This is a genomic window from Streptomyces nanshensis, assembly GCF_001751255.1.
In the GTDB taxonomy this organism is placed as follows: domain Bacteria; phylum Actinomycetota; class Actinomycetes; order Streptomycetales; family Streptomycetaceae; genus Streptomyces; species Streptomyces nanshensis_A.
This window is the reverse complement of the sequence record NZ_LJGW01000428.1, coordinates 1-18,929: the sequence shown is the minus strand read 5'-3', so window position 1 is coordinate 18,929 and position 18,929 is coordinate 1. Positions and strand designations below refer to the sequence as shown.

21 protein-coding genes are annotated in these 18,929 nt (G+C 68.5%); 7 read left to right on the top strand and 14 right to left on the bottom strand.

Annotation, left to right across the window (positions count from 1 at the left end; translation table 11 throughout):
- Window positions 1-79 precede the first annotated feature (79 nt).
- Window positions 80-628 carry a flavin reductase family protein gene (locus AN218_RS26885; protein WP_079132628.1) on the top strand — a complete coding sequence of 183 codons (549 nt, stop codon included), beginning with the start codon at window positions 80-82 and terminating at the stop codon, window positions 626-628.
- 187 nt (window positions 629-815) lie between these two features.
- On the opposite strand, the gene AN218_RS26880 is transcribed toward AN218_RS26885, so the two are convergent.
- The 5 genes from AN218_RS26880 to AN218_RS26860 form a co-directional block, all read right to left on the bottom strand.
- A complete protein-coding gene (locus AN218_RS26880) occupies window positions 816-1,355 on the bottom strand; it encodes a nitroreductase family protein (RefSeq protein WP_070019699.1) in 540 nt (179 codons plus the stop codon).
- A 26-nt stretch (window positions 1,356-1,381) separates the two neighbouring features.
- Window positions 1,382-1,738, bottom strand: a complete 357-nt coding sequence (locus tag AN218_RS26875; RefSeq protein WP_070019698.1) for a hypothetical protein — start codon at window positions 1,736-1,738, stop codon at window positions 1,382-1,384.
- Window positions 1,739-1,943: 205 nt separating this feature from the next.
- Window positions 1,944-2,879: a fatty acid desaturase family protein gene (locus tag AN218_RS26870; protein ID WP_070019697.1), complete on the bottom strand. Its 936-nt coding sequence runs from the start codon at window positions 2,877-2,879 to the stop codon at window positions 1,944-1,946.
- Window positions 2,880-2,889: 10 nt separating this feature from the next.
- Complete coding sequence (locus AN218_RS26865) at window positions 2,890-3,843, bottom strand: iron-containing redox enzyme family protein (RefSeq protein ID WP_070019696.1); 954 nt, start codon at window positions 3,841-3,843, stop codon at window positions 2,890-2,892.
- Between the two features lie 56 nt (window positions 3,844-3,899).
- Complete coding sequence (locus tag AN218_RS26860; protein ID WP_244900734.1) at window positions 3,900-4,580, bottom strand: 2OG-Fe dioxygenase family protein; 681 nt, start codon at window positions 4,578-4,580, stop codon at window positions 3,900-3,902.
- Window positions 4,581-4,947: 367 nt separating this feature from the next.
- On the opposite strand from AN218_RS26860, the gene AN218_RS26855 reads away from it, so the two are divergent.
- Window positions 4,948-5,541: a pyridoxamine 5'-phosphate oxidase family protein gene (locus tag AN218_RS26855; RefSeq protein WP_244900733.1), complete on the top strand. Its 594-nt coding sequence runs from the start codon at window positions 4,948-4,950 to the stop codon at window positions 5,539-5,541.
- 15 nt (window positions 5,542-5,556) lie between these two features.
- Here the strand turns inward: AN218_RS26855 and AN218_RS26850 are convergent, their stop codons facing one another.
- The 3 genes from AN218_RS26850 to AN218_RS26840 form a co-directional block, all read right to left on the bottom strand.
- Window positions 5,557-6,480: a LysR family transcriptional regulator gene (locus AN218_RS26850; RefSeq protein WP_141747706.1), complete on the bottom strand. Its 924-nt coding sequence runs from the start codon at window positions 6,478-6,480 to the stop codon at window positions 5,557-5,559.
- A gap of 64 nt (window positions 6,481-6,544) precedes the next feature.
- On the bottom strand, window positions 6,545-7,261 hold the full coding sequence (locus AN218_RS26845; protein ID WP_079132626.1) for a cyclase family protein: 717 nt from the start codon (window positions 7,259-7,261) through the stop codon (window positions 6,545-6,547).
- A 15-nt stretch (window positions 7,262-7,276) separates the two neighbouring features.
- Window positions 7,277-8,557, bottom strand: a complete 1,281-nt coding sequence (locus tag AN218_RS26840) for an MFS transporter (protein WP_070019694.1) — start codon at window positions 8,555-8,557, stop codon at window positions 7,277-7,279.
- A gap of 49 nt (window positions 8,558-8,606) precedes the next feature.
- Here AN218_RS26840 and AN218_RS26835 point away from each other — a divergent pair, with 49 nt between their 5' ends.
- A complete protein-coding gene (locus AN218_RS26835; RefSeq protein ID WP_244900732.1) occupies window positions 8,607-9,557 on the top strand; it encodes a LysR family transcriptional regulator in 951 nt (316 codons plus the stop codon).
- 51 nt (window positions 9,558-9,608) lie between these two features.
- Here the strand turns inward: AN218_RS26835 and AN218_RS26830 are convergent, their stop codons facing one another.
- The 6 genes from AN218_RS26830 to AN218_RS26805 form a co-directional block, all read right to left on the bottom strand.
- Window positions 9,609-10,613 (bottom strand): NAD(P)H-dependent flavin oxidoreductase, encoded by a 1,005-nt coding sequence (locus tag AN218_RS26830; protein ID WP_070019693.1) that lies wholly within the window; start codon window positions 10,611-10,613, stop codon window positions 9,609-9,611.
- 206 nt (window positions 10,614-10,819) lie between these two features.
- Window positions 10,820-11,698, bottom strand: a complete 879-nt coding sequence (locus AN218_RS26825; RefSeq protein ID WP_070019692.1) for a GNAT family N-acetyltransferase — start codon at window positions 11,696-11,698, stop codon at window positions 10,820-10,822.
- 127 nt (window positions 11,699-11,825) lie between these two features.
- Window positions 11,826-12,224, bottom strand: a complete 399-nt coding sequence (locus AN218_RS26820; RefSeq protein ID WP_244900731.1) for an SgcJ/EcaC family oxidoreductase — start codon at window positions 12,222-12,224, stop codon at window positions 11,826-11,828.
- Between the two features lie 97 nt (window positions 12,225-12,321).
- Window positions 12,322-12,981, bottom strand: coding sequence for a hypothetical protein (locus AN218_RS26815; protein ID WP_070019690.1), 660 nt, complete (start codon window positions 12,979-12,981; stop codon window positions 12,322-12,324).
- A 52-nt stretch (window positions 12,982-13,033) separates the two neighbouring features.
- Entirely contained in the window at window positions 13,034-13,942 is a 909-nt protein-coding gene (locus AN218_RS26810) for a 5'-methylthioadenosine/S-adenosylhomocysteine nucleosidase family protein (RefSeq protein ID WP_070019689.1), read from the bottom strand.
- Complete coding sequence (locus AN218_RS26805) at window positions 13,939-15,696, bottom strand: hypothetical protein (RefSeq protein ID WP_070019688.1); 1,758 nt, start codon at window positions 15,694-15,696, stop codon at window positions 13,939-13,941. Before AN218_RS26805 ends, AN218_RS26810 begins: the two co-directional genes overlap by 4 nt.
- An 86-nt stretch (window positions 15,697-15,782) precedes the next feature.
- Here AN218_RS26805 and AN218_RS26800 point away from each other — a divergent pair, with 86 nt between their 5' ends.
- The 4 genes from AN218_RS26800 to AN218_RS26785 all read left to right on the top strand — a co-directional run bounded on the left by AN218_RS26800 (window position 15,783) and on the right by AN218_RS26785 (window position 18,838).
- Window positions 15,783-16,505 (top strand): NUDIX hydrolase, encoded by a 723-nt coding sequence (locus AN218_RS26800; RefSeq protein ID WP_070019687.1) that lies wholly within the window; start codon window positions 15,783-15,785, stop codon window positions 16,503-16,505.
- A 192-nt stretch (window positions 16,506-16,697) separates the two neighbouring features.
- Window positions 16,698-17,282: a DinB family protein gene (locus tag AN218_RS26795; RefSeq protein ID WP_070019686.1), complete on the top strand. Its 585-nt coding sequence runs from the start codon at window positions 16,698-16,700 to the stop codon at window positions 17,280-17,282.
- A 1-nt stretch (window position 17,283) separates the two neighbouring features.
- Window positions 17,284-17,721 carry a VOC family protein gene (locus AN218_RS26790; RefSeq protein ID WP_070019685.1) on the top strand — a complete coding sequence of 146 codons (438 nt, stop codon included), beginning with the start codon at window positions 17,284-17,286 and terminating at the stop codon, window positions 17,719-17,721.
- A 151-nt stretch (window positions 17,722-17,872) separates the two neighbouring features.
- Complete coding sequence (locus tag AN218_RS26785) at window positions 17,873-18,838, top strand: hypothetical protein (RefSeq protein WP_070019684.1); 966 nt, start codon at window positions 17,873-17,875, stop codon at window positions 18,836-18,838.
- The last annotated feature ends 91 nt before the right edge of the window (window positions 18,839-18,929 follow it).

Genomic DNA, 18,929 nt, shown 5'->3' with positions numbered 1-18,929 from the left:
AACTCCACCGCCCACAGCACCGTGCACGCCACCGCCCACAGCACCGCCCACTCCACCGCCCACAGCGAAAGGACGCGGCATGACTCTCGCAGCCGACGCCGAGCACCGGGCCGGGGCCCACGCCGGGAACGCACCGCCCACCCCCGACAGGATCCTGCGCCGCACACTGCGGCAGCACGCGGCCGGGGTCACCGTGATCACGGTTCCGGGGCCCGCGGGCTTCACGGCGACGTCGTTCACCTCCGTCTCGCTCGACCCCGCGCTGGTCTCCTTCTGCCTCGGGACCACGGCCTCCACCGCCGAGGCCGTACGACGCGCGGACCGCTTCGCCGTCCATGTGCTGGGCGCCGAAAACACCGCGCTGGCCCGGCAGTTCGCCCGCAGCGGCATCGACAGATTCGACGGCGTCCCCTGGACGGCTGCCGAGGACGGGCTGCCGCTGCTGGACGGCGTACCGGCCTGGCTCACCGCGCGGCCGACGCTGCTGCGGCAGATCGGCGACCACCTGCTGGTCGTGGGGGAGGTGGACGACGGGGCCGCGCCCGGCGGCGACGCACCGGGCTCCGCCCTCGTGCACCACGACGGCGGCTTCGTCACGACCCGGCAGTTGGACCGTCCCGGACGGTGACCCGGGTGGCGACCCGGGTCGTGCCCCGGACGTCGGGAGGCGCGGCGCCGAGGGTCGGCCGCCGTGGCCTTCGGCGGTGGCGCATGACGGCGGTGGCGCATGACGGCGGTGGCGCATGACGACGGTGGCCCGCGGACGCGCCGTCCGGCATCGTCCGCGGGCCACCGTCGGTCTCACCGCCGGGCGCTCACACGCTGGAGACCCTGTCGGTGATCGAGCAGTGCTTCCTGGGCACGGGCGAGTTCCGCGGATCGGGCGTACCGATGTACAGCCAGCCCAACAGCCGCTCGTTCTCCCGGAGTTGCAGGAACTCCCGGACGGCGGGCGAGGCGACCGTCTCGCCCGTCCTCCAGATGCTTCCCCAGCCCCGGTCGTGCAGCAGCAGCTCCAGACAGGTCACGAGCGCGGACACCGCCGCGAGTTGCTCCCACTCGGGGACCTTCGTCGCCGTGCGCGGCGCGAAGATGATCGACGCCAGCAGCGGTGCGCGCAGCGGCTTCGCGGCGGCCCGGTCCCGTACGTCCTCGGGAACGGTCGACGCGAGGGCCGCCCCGAGGGCGTCCCGCTGCGCACCGCGCAGCAGCACCCACCGCCACGGCCTGAGCAGCCCGTGGTCCGGTGCCGAGGACGCCTGCCGGATGAGGTCGATCAGCTCTTCGCCGGACGGCGCCGGCTCAAGGAGGTACTGCCTGCTGCGTCGTGTGAGGAGTGCTTCGGTCAGTTCCATTCGAGAACCTGCTCCCGTGGCGTGGTCTACTCGTTCGCTCGGGGCGCGGCCGTGGACGCCGCCGGATCGACAGGGGACTCCAGGGCGGCTTCACAGATGCGGACGCTGTCCAGTTCACGGGCGAACTCGCGGCGGCTCGCGGCGACTTCGGCGGTGAGCACGGCTCCCACGGAGGGGGATGCGGGAGGCGCGGCCACCGACCTCTCCCAACTGGACCACCACGTACGGCCGGAGGGTCTGTTCTCGCGGTAGGCGACCTGCAGCCCGATCCGGGTGCCCCCCGGCGCGCTGTGCAGACGCAGCCGTACGTCGCCGTCGGGGAGGTCGATGCGTACGACGTCGCCGGTGCAGGAGATCCGCAGGGCGTCGGGGACGGCTCGCATCAGCGCCGCCCGGTGGGAGGCCGCCGGGCCCCTGCCGCCCGTTCCGGTGCCGGCATCGGCATCGGCATCGGCTCCGGCACCAACTCCGGCCCCGGTAGCGGCCGTTGGCCCGGTCCCGGCCGCCGTTGCCCCGGCCCCGGCCCTAGTCCCGGCGTCTCGTGCTCGACTCCGTATCGCTTCTGGCATGACGGGTCTCACCTTCCGCCTAGGACAGGCTCTTCTTCGCGTTCCGGTGGGCCGTACTCGCCACGGTGGCGAAGAAGTCCAGGTAGCTGCGCTCGACATGGACCGCGTGCCGCTGGACGTCCGGGTGGCGCTCCCGCAGCCGGTTGATGGGCACGACCATCGCCGCATGGTGCTCCACATGGAGGTTGTTGCCGTTGGTGAACCAGGTGCTGAACCAACTCCCCTGTATGGACCGGGTGTTGCGCAGGACGTCCGTGGTCTCCGTCTCGCACAGCAGATGCTCGGGCAGCTCCACCAGGAAGTGCATGGGCACCGCGAAGACCAGGGGCACCAGCCACAGCCGCAGGATCTCCTCACCGAAGCCGGCGACGGCCAGCGCGGCGACCGCCGCGAGCACGACGCCGAACATCCGGTACTCCGCGGCGATTTCACGGCGCCGCCGCTCGGCTATCTGCCCGGCGTCATAGGTCCACCGGCCGGTGTAGGCGCGGCCGATGTCCCGGACGACGGTGGCCAGACGCAGATAGTCCAGCAGCCCCCGCAGCAGTACGCCCCAGGTGAGCGGCTTGCGCGGATCGAAGCCGAAGAACTCCGAGTCGTTGGGCGTGCCCAGATAGCGGTGGTGCTGAAGATGCCGGACGCGGTAGTGGCTGTAGGCCACCAACAGCGGTACGCCCAGGGGCACTCCGACCCTGCGATGGAGCTTGGACCGGCGGAACGCCGAGTGGTGCAGGCACTGATGCTGCAGCTCCACCATGTGCGTGTAGACGGCGGCCAGCAGAAGGCAGCCCGGCAGCGCGACGAACCAGCGGTCGCTGAGCGCCAGCGAGACACCGGCCGCCACAAGCCCCAGGGCGAGGGCGACCTTGAAGACGAACACCGACTGGTCGAACGGGCCGACGCGTTCCTTCCGGAAGAGTAACTGCGGTTCGGCGTTGGGGACGGACGTGGTCATGCCTCTCCTCTCAGCTCGTCAGATCGCGCATGACATGCCAGATGCGCTGGTAGTAGGCGTTGGCGACCCGTACGCGCGTGGCGACGCCGAGCGAGATCTCCCGCAGCAGCTCCGGCGAGCGGTCCACCAGCGGGACGAAGACGCCGTCGAACCACTCCGCGCCGTGGTCCGCGTCGACATGGACGTGGACGCGCTGGTAGTCGATGACGTCGGCGGGGACGCCGAGCCGGTCGCAGCCGTCGACCATGGCCTGGAAGCGCGGCGAGGCGCTCTGTTCGAGCACGCCCATCGCCCCCAGCGCCCTCGGGTTGAGGTGCCGGTGGATGCCGTACATGAGCAGGAGGCACGCGTTCTCGAACGCCTCGGGGCAGTGCAGTCGGCTGCGGTCCACGCCGGCGTCGGCGAGACGGGCCCGCATATAGACGGCCGAGTGCTCGAACATGCGGGTGTGGACGGCGTCGAGTTCGCCCTCGCCCATCTCGTCCCAGTAGTTCTCCGCGATGGTCAGCTTCGTGTGGCCCTCGGTGCCGATCTGCACCATCGCCATCAGGTCGTCGAACTTGCTGTCCACCAGCTCCTCGCCCATGAAGAACAGGGCCATCTCTTCCAGCGACGCCTTGTGCGCGAGGTATTCGCAGAACTCCGGCTGCGTGTGCTGGTCGGCGACGGTCAGGAACCAGTCCTTGAACTCCTTGCCGGTGGCGGGGAGTCGGCTCATGTCGACCTGTGCGTCCTCCCAGCGCAGCCAGGCGTCCTCGACCGCCGTCAGCTCCGGGTCGCTGTTGAGCCGGGGGATGGAGGCGAAGGACTCGGGCCCCGCCATGTACGAGACGTAGTGCGCGTGCAGCCGGGCGAGCAGGGTCTCCCGTGCCCGCGGATCGGGGGTGCCGTGCTCGGGGAAGGCGCTGTGCAACTGTGCGGTGAAGGCGTTCGCCTGCGTGTGCTCAGAGGCGGTCGCGGTCATCGGTGCTCCGTCCTTACGTGGGTGAGTGGGTGCGGTGACTTCGGTGACCGATCAGGTCAGCGAGGCTGGGTGCCGCGTGTGATGACGTCGATGAAGACGTCGCGGTGAGCCGGGAGTGCAGGGTCGAGCGGGAAGACCGACGTCGCGTCGTGCCGGGTGCGTTCGTCGTCGGCCAGCAGAAAGCTCCCGGGTTCGGTGAGCGTTTCCGAGTGCAGGGGTTTGCGTGTGGACGCCTCGTAGATGCCGCTGCATCCGCCGGTGATGTTGTGCCGGTCGACGATCATGGTCAGGACATAGTCGACGCCGTCCCGGTGCACCCCCTCGGGGGTCGGGTTGCCGACCTCCGAGCCGCTGGTGGTGATGCGGTTCTGGAAGCACTGGTGGTGCCAGGTGCAGGGGCCGTCCTGGAGCTCGTCGAGCAGGGCGGACAGGCCGAGGAGAAGCGACCGGAAGAACCGGCTTCCGGTCACCGGCCGCTCGATCCCGTCGTAGCTGCGGCGCACGTCGCCGTTGAGATGGTTGATGTCCAGGGTCTGTACGTAGGGGCGCGGGGGAAGCTGCTCGATGCCCGAGTCCGAGTTCACGTTGAAAACGGTGTGCCGGCGGAGCCGGTATTTCTCACCGTCGGCCATGAAGGCGTCGACGGGAAGCCGGTGCCAGCTCTCGGAGAAAACCTTCCATTCCTCCGCATGCACTTCCTGGCCCACCAGGGACGTCACATGTCCGCGGGTGAACATTCTCTCGCCTAGTTCCTGAGCACGGGCATTCAAGGTCATCATCCCGTTTCTGGTTGCCGTGAGAATGGAAGAGGTGATTTCTTCGACGCCTTCGAAAGTATCGCCACAAGGTGCGAAGGAAACAGATCCGTCAGGTTTATCGAAACGGTTCGGTGTCCGGCGCCGCCGCGTTCTGCGCGTCCGTCTCGTGCCGATCTGACCCGTGGAGTACGGAGGCGGCCGCAAAGGTCCGGTGATTCGGGTCCTGCGGCTCATCTGCCGTCTGCCGCTTATCCGTTCACGATGTCTGAACGGTCCTTGTGCCGCCCGGTGCGCCCTGCGATCTTGCGAAAGCCGCGTCCGGCCCATCCGGAGAGGAGAGATCGCTGTGAACCGCTCTCAGGAGTTCTACAACCCCGGCTCACGCAAAGTTCAGGAGATGTTGGAGACACGGGCCCTCGCCGATCACATCGCCGGCAAGTACGTGCAGAGCCGGCTCGGCCCCGACGAGATACATGTGGTCGAGGCGGCCGACTGCTTCTATCTGGCCACCGCCGACGCCGAGGGAGCACCGGACTGCTCCTACAAAGGGGGCCGTCCCGGTTTCGTCAAGGTCCCCGATGAGACACATCTGCTCTTCCCCAGCTACGACGGCAACGGCATGTTCCGCAGCCTCGGGAACATTCTGGAGAACCCCCGCATCGGCATGCTCTTCATCGACTACGGCCGGCCCATAAAGATCCGGATCAACGGAGAGGCGCAGGTCTCGACGGACTCCCGCCTGATGGAGCTGTTCCACGAGGCGGACGCGGTGGTGCGCGTCACGGTGCGGGACGTCTTCGAGAACTGCCCGCGCTATCTGCACGACGTGGGCCGGGGCGAGATCTCCGCCTATGTGCCGCAGCCGGGGCATGTGCCGCCGGACCCGGAGTGGAAGAAGAAGGAGGAGTACGAGGGCCTGGTGCGCCGTACCGGCCGCTGACCGGCCGGGCGGGGCTCAACTGCTGTACGCCTCACCGGCGGTGCGCGCGTACGCCTGCTTGAAGCGCCGGCTCATGTCCGAGAACCACTGCTTATGTTCCTCGGGGCGGCGGGTGACGAGCACGACCGTGCGGAAGGGATTGGGAATGCCGGCCAGGTCGACGACCCTCGCCAGACCGCATTCGTTGCGCAGCACGGAGGACGGGATGTAGGCCACCGCGTTCAGGGCCGCGGCCATCTCCTGGGCGAGGGACCAGTCGTCGGTCCTGCCGGCGGGCCGCGCCCGCACTCCGTGCCGCGCCATATGGCCCGAGATGAGCCGGTCGCAGTCCGACCCCGCGCAGGGAAGGATCCACGGCAGGCTGGAGAGAGCGGACGCGCCCCGGCTGCGCGCCGTGGAGGAGAGCAGTCCCGAAGGCCCTACCAGCACGAAGGGATCGTGCTGGAGGGGTAACCAGTGCAGTCCGTCCTCGTTCGTCTGCACCGCGTCCTTCAGGGAGACCGCCGCGTCCAGGATTTCGTTGCGTACGAGTTCACATCCCTCGTGCGGACTCGTCTCGAAGAGCCTGACCTTGACCGAGTACTCGGCGCACGAACGGAAAGCGGGAAGTACGCAGTTGGCCATGGCGGAGGGGAACGAGCCCAGGCTGACGACGGGCTGTTGCAGCCTTTTCGCCCGCACCTCGGGACGTGCGCGCAGTATCGCCTTCTCCCATAACTGCGCTATCTGGGACACGGCTTGGGCGACGGATTCGCCGCTCTCCGTCAGCCTTATTCCACGGCCGTCCGGTTCGAGCAGGGGGAAACCACATTCCGCCGCAAGCGCCTTGACTTGTTGCGACACCGCCGAGGGCGAGAGATGCAGAGCCTTCGCCGCGGCGTGTATACCGCCGCAGGTCTCCACGGTGTGCAATGTCCTGAACTGCTGCAGGGTGGCCACGTGTCTCCCCCACGAAGGTAAGACGGAACAGAAAAGACTGTTACATGTGGTACCTAGGAGCAGGTTAAACCCACCGACTCCACGTTGCGAAGGCACGTACCGGGAACGTGCCACAGCCGACAACCTTAACAGGGGCAGCCGTGAACCGAGCGCCCGTGCCCGGGAGTTGGCCAAGATTCGTCAGGTGCTCGACAATCGGAATACCGGCCCCGAGGAGCTGGGTGTGCGCCGGCCTCTCGCCCGTGTGCGTGCCGTCGATATTGAGAGAATCGATGCCCACGACGGCGGGACCCGCGTCCGCCAATACGCGTGCGGACTCCTCCGAGAGATGCGGGTGACCGCCGTTCTGGTAGGCGTCCATGCCCCAGAACCGGGACCAGCCGGTACGCAGCAGCACGGCCCGTCCCGTTAAAGTCTGACCTGCGAAGACGGACGGCGGGATCTCGTCGGCGTCGGTATCGATCACGACGGCCGGCACATTGGCGACCCGGTTCAGATCAAGCCGCGTCAGGTCGTATCCGTCCGCGTACCGGTGGAAGGGAACGTCGAGATACGTTCCCGTCTGCCCCACGAGACACAACTGCGCCGTGTGGAACTCCGTTCCCTCCGCGTACATTTCACGGGACTGCTCGCGCGAGATGTAGTCGGTGAGCGACGGCTGGGGAAGACCCGGATAAGCCGTTGAGCCCGGCACGATGTCGTGGCTGAGATCCACGAACCGGCTGCCGTTGCGTCCGGCCATGGGGACGTCTCCTTGCCGGAATTCCTGCTTGCTCTTCATCGTCGATGGCTCCTTTCAGCCTGTGTGACTGCGGATGTCGTCGGTCGGGTCGTCCGGAGGCGGGGACTTGTGGCGTACGCCCCGCGCGGAGCCCGCCGTCCGTCCGCTGAGCCAGGCCAGGGGAGCCGCGGCGACGATGACGGCGGCTGCCGCGGCGAAGGCGCCGCCCATCGTGAAGGCGCCCGAGATGACCCCCACGCCGGCCGCGCCGACACCGGTGCCGGCGTCGTACGCCATGTTCCAGGCGGTGCTGGCCAGGCCGCTGCCCCGAGGTCCGGCACGGGCGAACATGACGACGAGGGTGTCGTTCTGCAGCACGCCGAAGCCCAGCCCGTACACCGCGGCGGCGGCCATGGACACCGGCCAGGGCGGCGCACCCGCCACGGCGGCGGCGAAACCGGCCATGCCCGCGGCGCACGCGAGGACGCTGGCGACCAGCAGACGCCCGGGACCCAGACGGTCGCTCAGCCAGCCCGCCCCCCAACGCCCGGCGATCACCGTGGCCGAGAGCACGAACAGGGCGGTGGCGGCCACGTCGACGTCGTCCAGGGCGAGCGGCAGCAGGGACGTCACACCGCCCAGGGCGCAGGCCGCGGTGATCAGCACCGTCCACGGGTTCAGCAGGGGGCGCCACTGCTCGACGACGCCCGAGCGGCGTCCGTCGGCCGAGGAGGGCCGGCCGCCGCGCTGCCTCGTATCGGCGGACACCGCCCAGATCAGCGGAGCCGCGGCGACGCTCAGCACCGCCGAGACGGTGAACACCGCGGTGTAGCCCCAGCTTTCGACGCCCCACACCGCCAGCGGCAGACAGACGACCTGGGGGAGACCGACCGCGATGCCGTACCAGCCGACGGCCCGTCCGCGCTTGTCCTCCGTCACCAGCTCGGCGACGAGCGCGCTGCCGGCGACGGCGACCATGCCGAATCCGACGCCGCGCACGGCCGACACCGTGAGAACCGGCGTGAGTTGGGAGGAGAGCAGATAGCCGAAGGTCGGCACTCCGAGCAGTACGGCGCCCACCGCGAAGATCGCCAGCAGGCTGAGCTTCCTGAGCAGCCACGGCATGCACAACTGGACGGCAACCGTCGTCCCCATCGTCACGCCCGTCGCCGCTCCCGCCCCGGCGGTCCCGGCCCCGCCGTCGTCCGACCACAGGGGCACGACCGAGAGCATGGGCGCGTAGTTGGAGAAGGCGCAGGCCGTCGCCACGAGGAGCAGCAGGAAGTTGCGGTCGGCGAGTCCGCCCGCGGACGAGGTGCCGACGCCCCGGGAGGCGTCTCGGGCAGTGAAGGTCATGTCTTTGTTGTAAGAGCCGCAGAGCCATCGCGTCCAACGAATGTTTGCGATGGACTCCATCGAGGGGACCGATGGGAACGTGGAGATGAAGCATCTGGTGACCTTCCTCGAAGTGGCCCGTTCGATGAGCTTCACCCGGGCCGCGGATGAGCTCGGATACGTCCAGTCCAGCGTGACGAGCCACATCAAGACGCTCGAATCCGACCTGGGCGCCGAGCTGTTCGAGCGGTTGGGCAGACGGATCGTCCTCACCGCCGCGGGAGAGGAACTGCGCGGTCACGCCCGGCGGATGGTCAACTACGCCGACGAGGTACGCGAAGCCGTACTGCAAGCGGGAGGAGACCAGCGCGAGGTCCGCGGGACGCTGCACATCGCCGCACCGGAGAGCCTGTGCGCCTACCGGCTTCCGGCCGTTCTCCGCGCGTTGCAGGACCGCTACCCGCTGTTGCGCGTGGTCTTCCGGCCCGCGGGCCGCACCGCGCTGCTGGCCGCGCTCAAGGACGGCGGCGTCGACGTCGGCTTCCTGCTGGAGAGGAACGTCGCCGCGCCGATGACCACCGCGGAGCTGATGGCGGAGGAGCCGCTGCTGCTCGTGGCACGGCCCGGACACCCGCTCGCGGAGCGCAAGCGGGTGCACAGCGGTCAGCTCGCCGGGGAGACGCTGCTCGTCATCGAGAAGGGCTGCGCCCAGCGGGAGATGATCGACGCCGAACTCAAAGAGGCCGAAGTCGACCCGGTTCTCATGGAGTTCGTCAGCGTGGAGGCGATCAAGAAGTGCGCCGCCGCGGGACTCGGGGTGGCGCTGCTGCCCGCCAGCACCGTGCACGACGAGGCCGCGCGCGGGGAGTTGCAGATCCTCCCCTGGACGCGCGCTCCGCACCTGGGCGTCTACATGATCACGCACAAATCGCGCCGCCAGACCCGTGCGCTGAGCGATCTCGCTGCGCTGGCGCGGGATCTGTGGGGAGAGGAGCCGGACCCGGCGGCCTCAACTATCTAGCCGTCGGCCTCAACCACCTAGCAGTCGGCCTCAGTCACCCATCGGTGATCCTCAACCACCCATCCCTCGCAGGGAGTCGAGGCTGCGCACGGCTTCTGCTTCCAGCTCCGCCACGATGGCGGCGGCCGGCTGCCTCCGGCCGACCAGCCCGACGCTCTGCCCCGCGTACAGGGCCATCGCCTCCGCGTCGCCCTCGACGTCCGCCGTGGGGGCGACGTCCGCGTAGCGCTCGATCGGGGCGCCGTCCGCGCCATGTCCCAACACGTCGTCCTCTCCCGGCCGTTCGCCCACGGGCGGACGGCCCGCGGCCCTCCAGACCTCGACGGTGCTGTTGACCAGCGCGCGGTGACGGGCGCGCGGCCACCCCTTGTCGAAGATCACCCCGTGCACGGTGTCCGTCTCTTCTGCGCGCGCGAGGCCCGCCCGGTACGCCGGTGCCGTGGCGGCCTCCTCCGCCAGGAGGAAACGCGTGCCGATCCAGGCGGCCTGGGCCCCCAGCGCCAGCATCGCCGCCAGTCCGCGCCCGTCCGCGACCCCTCCGGCGCCGACGACCGGCACGGGCGCCACGGCGTCCACCACCGCCGGGACCAGAGGCAACGACGCGATCCCGCCGCACACATGGCCTCCGGCCTCCCAGCCCTGCGCGACGACCACGTCCACGCCGGCGTCCGCGGCGTGCCGTGCTTCGGCGGCCGAGCCGACCGTGTGCAGATGAAGGGCGCCGCCCCTGTGGATCCGCGCGGTCAGCGGTGCGGGGTCGCCCCAGCCCGTCGAGATGACGCCGACCCCGAGGGCGAGACACTCCTCGATCCGCTCCTCCTGGTCCCATTCGAGGAGAAGATTGACCCCGAAGGGCTGCGCGGTGGCCGCCTGCGTGGCCCGTACACGGGCGGCCAACTCCCCGACGCCGTCCCAGGTACACGCCAGCATCCCCAGTCCGCCGGCGTTGCTCACGGCAGCGGCCAGGGCCGGGGTGCAGGGGCGCCCGACGGGAGCCTGTACGACGGGAACGGCGATCCCGAGAAGCTCACACAGCCCGGTACGTAAGGGGGTCACTCGGGGGTGCCTTTCTGTGCTGGGGACTGGTTCGGGCACGTTGCTTCGGACGGAGCGGCGTCGGGCCGAATCGACGTGTACGGGGACATGCCGGCGCAGCAGGGCGGGGACTCCTCCACGGCGGCGACACGGTGCGTAAAGGTAGGGAGGGAAGGGCGGGCGCACACAAGTGGGCACGGCCGCGCGGAAGTTGGCGGGAGGAAGGCTCAACTCACTGCCGGTGCGGCAGCCGAGAAGTCGTACACGGCGAAGTCGGCGAGCCGGCGGAATCCGATGCGCTGGTAGAGGCCGTTGCTTATGGGGTTGGCCGCGTCCGCGAACAGCACGACGTCCGTTGCTCCTTGAGCCAGAGCGGCCCGGCTCACCTCGACCGTCACGGCGCCCGCGTACCCGCGGCCGCGGAGGCGGGCCGGGGTGTAGACCGGGTCCACCCGGACCTGGCCGCCGACCATCGGGGTCGCGCCCGCCATGGAGACGGGAGTGCCGTCCGGGGTCTCCCAGAAGGTGAAGCGCTTGTCCGCGAAGCGTGTGCCGGCCCACGATGCGGCGTCGATCGAGACCGCCTCTCCGACGTCCGTGGCGAACTCACGGCACCAGCTCATGAATTGCTCACGGTCCCGCTCGCCCGCGGCCCGGCTCCGGCCGTCGGGAAGCGACTCCGGCGGCGTGAGCGTGCCGAGACGGTACAGACGGATGCGGTCACGAAGAGCCGGCGCCGCACCCGTGTACCGCTGCCAGGCCCTGGCGAAAGCGGCTGCGGTGTCGTCCTGCCCGCCGACGACGGGCAGGGAACGGCCAAGACCGGCCAGGCGGGCGGCGAGCGCGTCGGCGGGCCCCGGGGCGAGCGGCGTGAGGCTCAGACCGCGGGGCATGACGAGATGGAAGGTGGCGCGGACCTCGCCTGACTGCTCCAGCCACCCCAAGAGGGGCACTTCGCCGCCGTACGCGACCGCGCCGTCCGCGCGCAGCCTCTCGGTCACGGTCAGCGGCATGGTGTGCAGGGCGGGGCGCGAGCGCAGGAAGTCTCCGGTACGGGAGAGGAAGTCGTCGACGTCGTCGGTGAGATGCCAGTCATCCGGTCGCATGCTTCATGGTTCCCCGTGCCGTACGTATGCGCCTGCGAGGAGCCGAACCGATCCCGGCGGATCACTCACCCAGGCCCCCTCACGCAAGCTCTACGTGCAGGATCCGTACGTGGGTGCCGTGCCCGGATCACGCCGTATCGACGCGCACCTCCGTGTTCTGGCCGACGTGGAGCAGCCAGGTGCCGTCGTCGTCCTTGGTGAGGATGTAGAGCGGGGAGCCCTGCGATTCGCCCTCCGGGGAGCGGTAGACCTGGCGGATCTTCACCGCCGCCACATCCGGGCGAAGGAACTGCGTGTGCGCCGCCTCGTAGGTGACGTCGCCGTCCCAGTCCGCCCCGGGCAGGACGGCGCGGGTGAACTCGGCGATGGCGTCGAAGCCGATGAGGACCTTGCCGTGGGCGGTGGTCCAGACGGCGTCGGGGCGGAAGAGCGCGAGGAACCCCTCGGCGTCCTTGGCGCGCTGGGTGCGTTCGACGGTCGCCACGATCTCTTCAATGGCCTTGATGTCCGCGGTTGTTGTGGGCACGCGCTCATGCTCGTACTTCAACCGGACTTGAGGTCAAGGGTGTTGGCGGGCGGGTCGTGGGGCGTTACTCCGGGGCCCGAATATCAAAGGTGTACTGCTACGACGCCGAACGCACCGGGGAGCTGTCCGCCCAGGCGGAATCGAACTGCTGCAGCGCGATGCTGTAGAGAAGCCCGGGGGACCGTGCATACAGGCATGGGGAGTTTCTCCCGTGAGCGGAGCTGCTGTAGAAGGTGATGTAAGCCGCGCGGTCGGTTGCGATCACCCGGCAGGTGTTGGGCAGGTTGAAGCTGTGGAGTTCGAAGTGGCGTTGTGAGCGTGATATTCGGGCGAGATAGTCGAGGTTCGACTGCACTTGGCTCCTGAGCAGACTCGGTGTGAAGCCAGGGTCGAACCGGCAGACGTCGTGGGACCGTCGGTCCAGCCATGAGTCATTCCGTGCGGTGGGGTCCGGCAGGAGGATCTGCAACGACTCCAGTGGGCGTTCACCGGACCACACGGGGCAGAAGACCTCACGGGTGAGCACGTTTCCGCGTCCCGCCAGGACCTTGACCCAGCGAGCTCGGCCCAGATCCCGTGCGACGTCCCCTTCGGCGGAAGACTGATTGCGGTACACGCGGCCGAGGCCTGTGCCCGTGCACCAGGAGCAGGCGGAGACCAGCCACCAGAGCGGTCGCGAGCCCCGTAACAGACCGAGGACGAGCGCGATTCCGCTGGCGGCCAGAGAGCTGAGAACCCCGAACAGAAATGCAGTCATGAGCGCTTTCTCCCTGTGTCTGAATGATCACGAGGTCCTTGGCGCTTCCCGGTCAGCAGAGGTACGGCAGCAGTTGTCGCAGGACGTACGCGGCGTTGCGTGCCGCGAGTTCGTGGTAGCCGTGGCCCTTCTTCTGGTCCGCGTTGTCCGATACACCACGGACGACGACCCAACCCGGATTGTGTTCACCGTGGACGGAGTTCTCCTGCCAGTACTGGCTCAGCCCCCCGGCTTCCATGTCGACTGCCAAGACCTTCTCGTTGTAGTCCGAGAGGTAGCTCCGGATCTCGCTCTCACCGTCCGCGATCACCGCTTCGCCTGATCCGATCAGCCCCGGGAAGACGTCGAACTGTTCTGTTGCGTGTGAAGCGAGTTGAGCGTGGATGCGTGCTGGGGTCCCGTTGTCGGTGAAATAGGCGTTCACCGCATGGACGACGGGGGCCGGCGCCTGTCGATGCTCTCCGCGTCGCCGGACATCGCCATTGGGATTGATCTTGCGGTTCTCGTAGTAGACGACGTCGGTGGAGACGATGACGTTTCCGATGCCGGCGTGCTCAGTGTGGATTCCACCTCCGACGCCGACCAGCGCCCACAGTCGCGGGTTGTAGTGACGGCGCAGGTTCTCGAGGGCGCTCATGGTCGACCGCTGGCCCTGGCTCTGGTTCTGGGTGGCCACGACTCGGACAGTCGCTTCCGGCGCTGCGTAGCTTCCCCGGTAGAAGTAGAGGCCGCTGGGCTCCTTGTGGCGTTCCATCTTTAATTCGTCGACCACAGCACGGAGTTCCTCGCTGAGGATCGTCACGATGCCGACGTCCCAGGTCTCGCCCTCGCCCTCGCTCTCGGAAGGAACGTCAGGGTCGGGCAAAGGGGCGCCCACGGAGACACGGGCGTGCTCCCCGACGGCGTTGTTGTTGAAGTTGTTGTCGCTGCCGTGGTTGACGATGCCGCGATTCATGGTCATTTGGTTCCTCCGCTTCCTTGGGCGGTCGAGCTTGCCGGCTGGTTTCCGGAACCGCCGGCCTGTGCTCCGTCGCCGACCGCGTTGTTGCTGAAGTTGTTGTTGTCGCCGAAGTTGACGATGCCGCTGTTGATGATTTTGAGAGCGCGGTCGTTGAACTCAGAGATGTCTATGTGCTTCTCCCGCAGAAAATCGCGGGCGGCCGCCAACAGTCGCTGCTCGATGGTCTTCATCCGGCCCAGGATTTCGGTCTTCTCCAGTTGGATCTTGGACCATGACTGGGATGCCTTCTCTCGCGTGCTGATACGAGTGCCGATCAGGACGTTGCGTATCGGTGCCGAGGTGAGGTCGCGGGGGAGAAGTGCGGCCTTGCTCAGTGCGTAGAGGTATCGGATGATCCGCCACAGGCGCGGGATCTCCGCCGGCAGTGTGGACAGTTGCCGGAACGCCGCCCAGGCGACAGCGATGGCGCCGTTCTGGCCGAACTCGGCGGCGCGTTGGAACGATCTGGGAGTGTGGGCGAGTACGCACGCCGCAGTGGAGATGGTCAAGGTGCGTCCTCGCAGGCTCACATGCAGCAGCACGATCGCGACGAACTCCGCCCCTTCGATGGGGCTGGTGATTTCGAGGAAGTGGTGCTGTTTGCATCCCGGGGTGTTGATGATGAGGCGCATGTCCGCCTCATCGATCCGGGGCGGCAGGAGGCCGCGGTCTGCTGCTACGTCGGTCTCGGCGACATAGATGCGGTGGCTGGGCCGCGCGGGAAGTCGGACGTCTCCCGTGTCGGTGTTCAACTGCTCGACTGCGTCTTGCAGGTGGTCGACCAGTTCGTATGCCTCAAAGGGAGGTTCCAGATGTTCAAGCTGGTCAAGCGATTCCTTGTCGTCGCCGGGGCGCAGCAACTGGATGCACATCGGCGGGTTCCACTGGTAGACGAGTTCTCCGGCTCCGATGAACGGTGACTCTTCCCCGAACAATGTGAACCTGGTGAGGTCTTCGTCGTCCTCGCTGTGCTGTGGGCGCCGGTACACGGCACAGACGTGACGCTGCTGAACGTCTGCCACCCGTTGTCTGCGGGACAGCCGCTTCGGTCTGAGGTCCGGAGCTCGCATGACGCGATTCAGCATCAACTGGCGTGCGGCCCCAACGGTGAGGCACGTGCCGATGATCGCTCCTGCCAAGTACAGGGCTTCGGCGACTCGATCCGGGTAGACGGCCGCGGTGACCAGGCCGGTCAGAACCAGGGTGAACGCGGCGGCACCGATGAGTCTGTACGCGTGTGCCTTCTCTGAGTACTTGATCCGCCCCGAGAACTTCCAAGTGAAGATCAGCTTGAGGAGGCTCCGATGTTCTCGTGCCGTCCTCATGCCGTGACGTTCGGACCGTCGTCTGGGTCTCGGTTCGTCGTCGGAGCCGCGGAACAGCATCGCGACGTGGAAGAGCCATAAGAGGCAGAGGCCGCAAGTCATCAGGACGGTGGCGGGGATCGCCCCGGTGAAGGCGGGAAAGGCCGCAACTCCCACGACCGTCGCGCGGACCGACGCACTCAGCGCCGCGGCTCGCCATGCGTGGCGCATGACCGGAACGATGTCGAATCCGTAGGACGGAGCGACGCGTCGGTGCGGAGCGGTGCACACCTCGTCGATCACGAGATCACGGAACCGTTCGTCCACGTATGCGCCAGCACATAAGTGCCGTGTGGCGTCGGTGGGCTCCTCGGTCGCTTCCTTGGCTGACGGCACATGGGAAGTGATCACGTTCGGCCTCTGCCTTGTAGGGTTAAGGTTGATCTGACCATAAGTGTCGACCTTGTTTAAGTCAATATGACCTTTAGGGGCTCCTGGTGGATGACTGGCTGAAGTACTCCGAGGAGGTGGAAGCGTCGTGGGTGACGGTGGACCTGGCGATCTTCACGCTCAGGGACGACCAGTTGATGGTTCTCCTGATCGAGCGCGGGGTGGAGCCATTCCTCGGTCGTCCCGCTCTGCCCGGCGGCTATGTCCAGAAGGGCGAGACCTTGCGCGCGGGGGCGCTGCGTGAACTCTGGGAAGAGGCGGGCATCGACGCCAGCCGGCTGCATCTGGAGCAGTTGGGCGCTTACGGGGAGCCTCGACGTGACCCGCGAGGACGGGTGGTCACGATCGCCTATCTCGCGCTGGGGCCGGATCTTCCCGCTCCTGTGGGCGGTACGGACGCCGAGCGTGCCTATTGGTTTCCGGTCTCACAACTGCACAAGCAATCCTACGAGTTGGCGTTCGACCACGCGGACATCCTTTCCGATGCTTTGGAAGAGGTCCGCAGGAAGCTCGAGTACACGGCCGTCGCCACGGCCTTCTGCGGGAAGTCCTTCACGCTGACCGAACTTCGCACCGTCTACGAGGTCGTCTGGGGGCAGCATCTGGACCCGAGCAACTTCCGCCGCAAGGTGATCAAGACGGCGGGGTTCGTGCAGCCGACCGGGGAACAGCGGCTTCCACCGACCGGCCGCCCGGCTGCTCTCTACCGCCGAGGGGAGGCGTGGCTGCTCAGTCCTCCGTTGCTGCGCGGCGGCGGGCAGTCAGCATAGGCAGCGGGAGGCGCCCGTCCCCGTACGTTCGAAGAGTGCGGGCCGGCTCGCAGTACGTCACGGTGCTCGTTCGTATGTGCCGGTCGGTGAACAGCCGCCGTTCCCCTCCTCGTTCGAGACCGATCCACCGTTGTTTGTCCCATGTCGCAGTTGCGGACCGCATTCGTCCTCAAGGTGCGGCAAGGTCGGGGCATGAACGAGCAGACATGGAACGTCCTGTTGCGGGATCAGCTCGCCTGGCTCTGGAACGCGCAGTTGCGGGGGCGTCTGGAGGGGCTGACCGACGACGAGTACTTCTGGGAGCCCGTGCCCGGGTGCTGGAGTGTGCGGCCCCGTGGCACCGGGACCGCGCCGGTGCAGGCCGGGTCCGGGGCGATGACCATCGACTTCGCGATGCCGGAGCCCGATCCGCCGCCGTTCACGACGATCGCCTGGCGGCTCGGGCATGTGATCGTCGGCGTGCTGGCGGTGCGCAACGCCGGGCACTTCGGGCGGGCGCCGACCGACTACCGGTCGTTCGAGTACGCGGCGACGGCCGCCGAGGCGCTGGAGCAGCTCGACGCCGAGTACGCCGCCTGGCAGGCCGGCGTCGAGTCGCTCGGCGAGGACGGGCTCGCCCGCGCGTGCGGGGAGGCCGAAGCCCCGTACGGCGAGCGGTCGTTGGCGGAGCTGGTGCTGCACATCAACCGCGAGGTCGTCCATCACCTGGCCGAGGTGTGTCTGCTCCGCGATCTGTATCTGCGTACGGGCCAGCGGGCCCGGCGGGAGGTGAGGTGACATGGCGCGCACCGTGCAGGTCACCGTCGACTGTGCCGACCCGGCGCGGCTGGCCGCCTTCTGGGCCGAGGCGCTGGGCTACCGGCTGCCGGATCCGCCCGGGGGCTTCGCGTCGTGGGACGAGGCGCTGGAGGCGATGGGCGTACCGCCCGCGAACCGCAACGACGCCTCGGCGCTGGTCGATCCGGAAGGGGAGGGGCCGCGGCTGTTCTTCCAGCGCGTGCCGGAGGGCAAGAAGACCAAGAACCGGCTGCACCTCGACGTCCGTGCCGCGCCCGGGCTGGAGGGCGATGCGCGGATGGCGGCCCTGGAGGCCGAGGCCGAGCGCCTTCTGCCGTACGGGGCCACCCGGCTGTCGCGGCATGAGCCCGCACCGCCGCTCGACGCCGGTCACATCGTGCTGGCCGATCCTGAAGGCAACGAGTTCTGCCTCGACTGACCCGCGGACCCGGCCCCGAGGGTCCCGTGGTTCCCGTCGTCCCCGTCGTGGGTCCCGGCGGCGGTGGAATCTTGCGCGTGCCCGGGCGCCGTGGAAAGGTCCGCGACGGTTCTCTTCTCCACGTGTCGTTCACAGAAGTTGAAAGGGACTCATGCCCCCCACAAAGCTCATACGAATCAGCGTCGCCGCCGTCGGTGCGGGTGCGGCGCTCGCCGTCGCCGTCGGCGGTCTGCCCGCGTACGGGGCGGACGGCGACGGCTGGCAGTCCGTCGGCAAGGGCAAGACCGAGGGCGTCAGCGGGATCTCCGTCGCCGCGGACGGCTCCGGCTCCGGTGCCGGGAGCGCCGCCGAGAGCGTCTCCGCCGTCTTCGTACGTGACAACAAGGAGGACGGTGAGAACCGGATCTCCTCCGTCACCTACCGCGACGGCGAGGACCCCGACGTCCAGCCGCTGGAGTGGAAGGGCGAGCAGCCCGTCGACCTCGAAGCGCTCGACAACGTGCCCGGCGAGCAAGGCGGTTACCTGGCCGCCGAGAGCTCCGGCAAGGCCTACCACCTGCGCGTCAGCGGCGGTACGGCGGAGGTCGTGGACAGCTTCACGCTCCCGGAGGTCGAGTCCGGCGCCGAGATCGAGGACCTCACCCTGGCCGCACCCGGCGGCGACGGGAAGCTGGTCGCGGTCTGGGGCGACCGGGGCGAGGACGACACCCCGGGCACGCTGTACGCCGCGCCGCTCACCCTCGACGCGGACGGCAAGGGCACGTTCGGCGACGTGGAGTCCGGCGAGGTCGAGGCGCCCTACCCGGACGACGACGTACGGCACGCCTCCGACGCCGACCTCACCGACAGCGGTGCGCTGCTGGTGAGTTCGGCCTCCGACCCCGGCGACGACGGCCCGTTCGACTCGGCCGTCTACACGGCGGCACACGTCACGCTCGACGGTTCCGGCGCGGTCGGTCTCTCCGTGGAGAAGGACCCGGAGGTGCTGGAGAAGTTCAAGAAGCACAAGGTCGAGGCGATCGACTGCCTGCCCGGCTCGGACGAGGCCGTACTCGGTACGGACGACGAGAAGGACGGCGGTTCGCTGACGACGGTCGGCGGCCTCTGCGCCGACTGAACGCCCGCGCCTCCGGCTGCGCCTCGGTCGTCTCCGAGCGTCAACTCGCCCCGCAGGGCGGGCCGTTCGGGGCAGGGGGACGGCGGCGGCA

What these genes read in the sequence shown, in the direction of transcription:
- AN218_RS26880 (WP_070019699.1), bottom strand. Translation starts at nt 1,355, where the DNA reads ATGGAACTGACCGAAGCACTCCTCACACGACGCAGCAGGCAGTACCTC.
- AN218_RS26885 (WP_079132628.1), top strand. Translation starts at nt 80, where the DNA reads ATGACTCTCGCAGCCGACGCCGAGCACCGGGCCGGGGCCCACGCCGGG.
- AN218_RS26835 (WP_244900732.1), top strand. Translation starts at nt 8,607, where the DNA reads ATGGACTCCATCGAGGGGACCGATGGGAACGTGGAGATGAAGCATCTG.
- AN218_RS26875 (WP_070019698.1), bottom strand. Translation starts at nt 1,738, where the DNA reads ATGCGAGCCGTCCCCGACGCCCTGCGGATCTCCTGCACCGGCGACGTC.
- AN218_RS26825 (WP_070019692.1), bottom strand. Translation starts at nt 11,698, where the DNA reads ATGCGACCGGATGACTGGCATCTCACCGACGACGTCGACGACTTCCTC.
- AN218_RS26870 (WP_070019697.1), bottom strand. Translation starts at nt 2,879, where the DNA reads ATGACCACGTCCGTCCCCAACGCCGAACCGCAGTTACTCTTCCGGAAG.
- AN218_RS26810 (WP_070019689.1), bottom strand. Translation starts at nt 13,942, where the DNA reads ATGACCATGAATCGCGGCATCGTCAACCACGGCAGCGACAACAACTTC.
- AN218_RS26790 (WP_070019685.1), top strand. Translation starts at nt 17,284, where the DNA reads ATGGCGCGCACCGTGCAGGTCACCGTCGACTGTGCCGACCCGGCGCGG.
- AN218_RS26795 (WP_070019686.1), top strand. Translation starts at nt 16,698, where the DNA reads ATGAACGAGCAGACATGGAACGTCCTGTTGCGGGATCAGCTCGCCTGG.
- AN218_RS26860 (WP_244900734.1), bottom strand. Translation starts at nt 4,580, where the DNA reads ATGTTCACCCGCGGACATGTGACGTCCCTGGTGGGCCAGGAAGTGCAT.
- AN218_RS26840 (WP_070019694.1), bottom strand. Translation starts at nt 8,557, where the DNA reads ATGACCTTCACTGCCCGAGACGCCTCCCGGGGCGTCGGCACCTCGTCC.
- AN218_RS26845 (WP_079132626.1), bottom strand. Translation starts at nt 7,261, where the DNA reads ATGAAGAGCAAGCAGGAATTCCGGCAAGGAGACGTCCCCATGGCCGGA.
- AN218_RS26865 (WP_070019696.1), bottom strand. Translation starts at nt 3,843, where the DNA reads ATGACCGCGACCGCCTCTGAGCACACGCAGGCGAACGCCTTCACCGCA.
- AN218_RS26815 (WP_070019690.1), bottom strand. Translation starts at nt 12,981, where the DNA reads ATGACTGCATTTCTGTTCGGGGTTCTCAGCTCTCTGGCCGCCAGCGGA.
- AN218_RS26785 (WP_070019684.1), top strand. Translation starts at nt 17,873, where the DNA reads ATGCCCCCCACAAAGCTCATACGAATCAGCGTCGCCGCCGTCGGTGCG.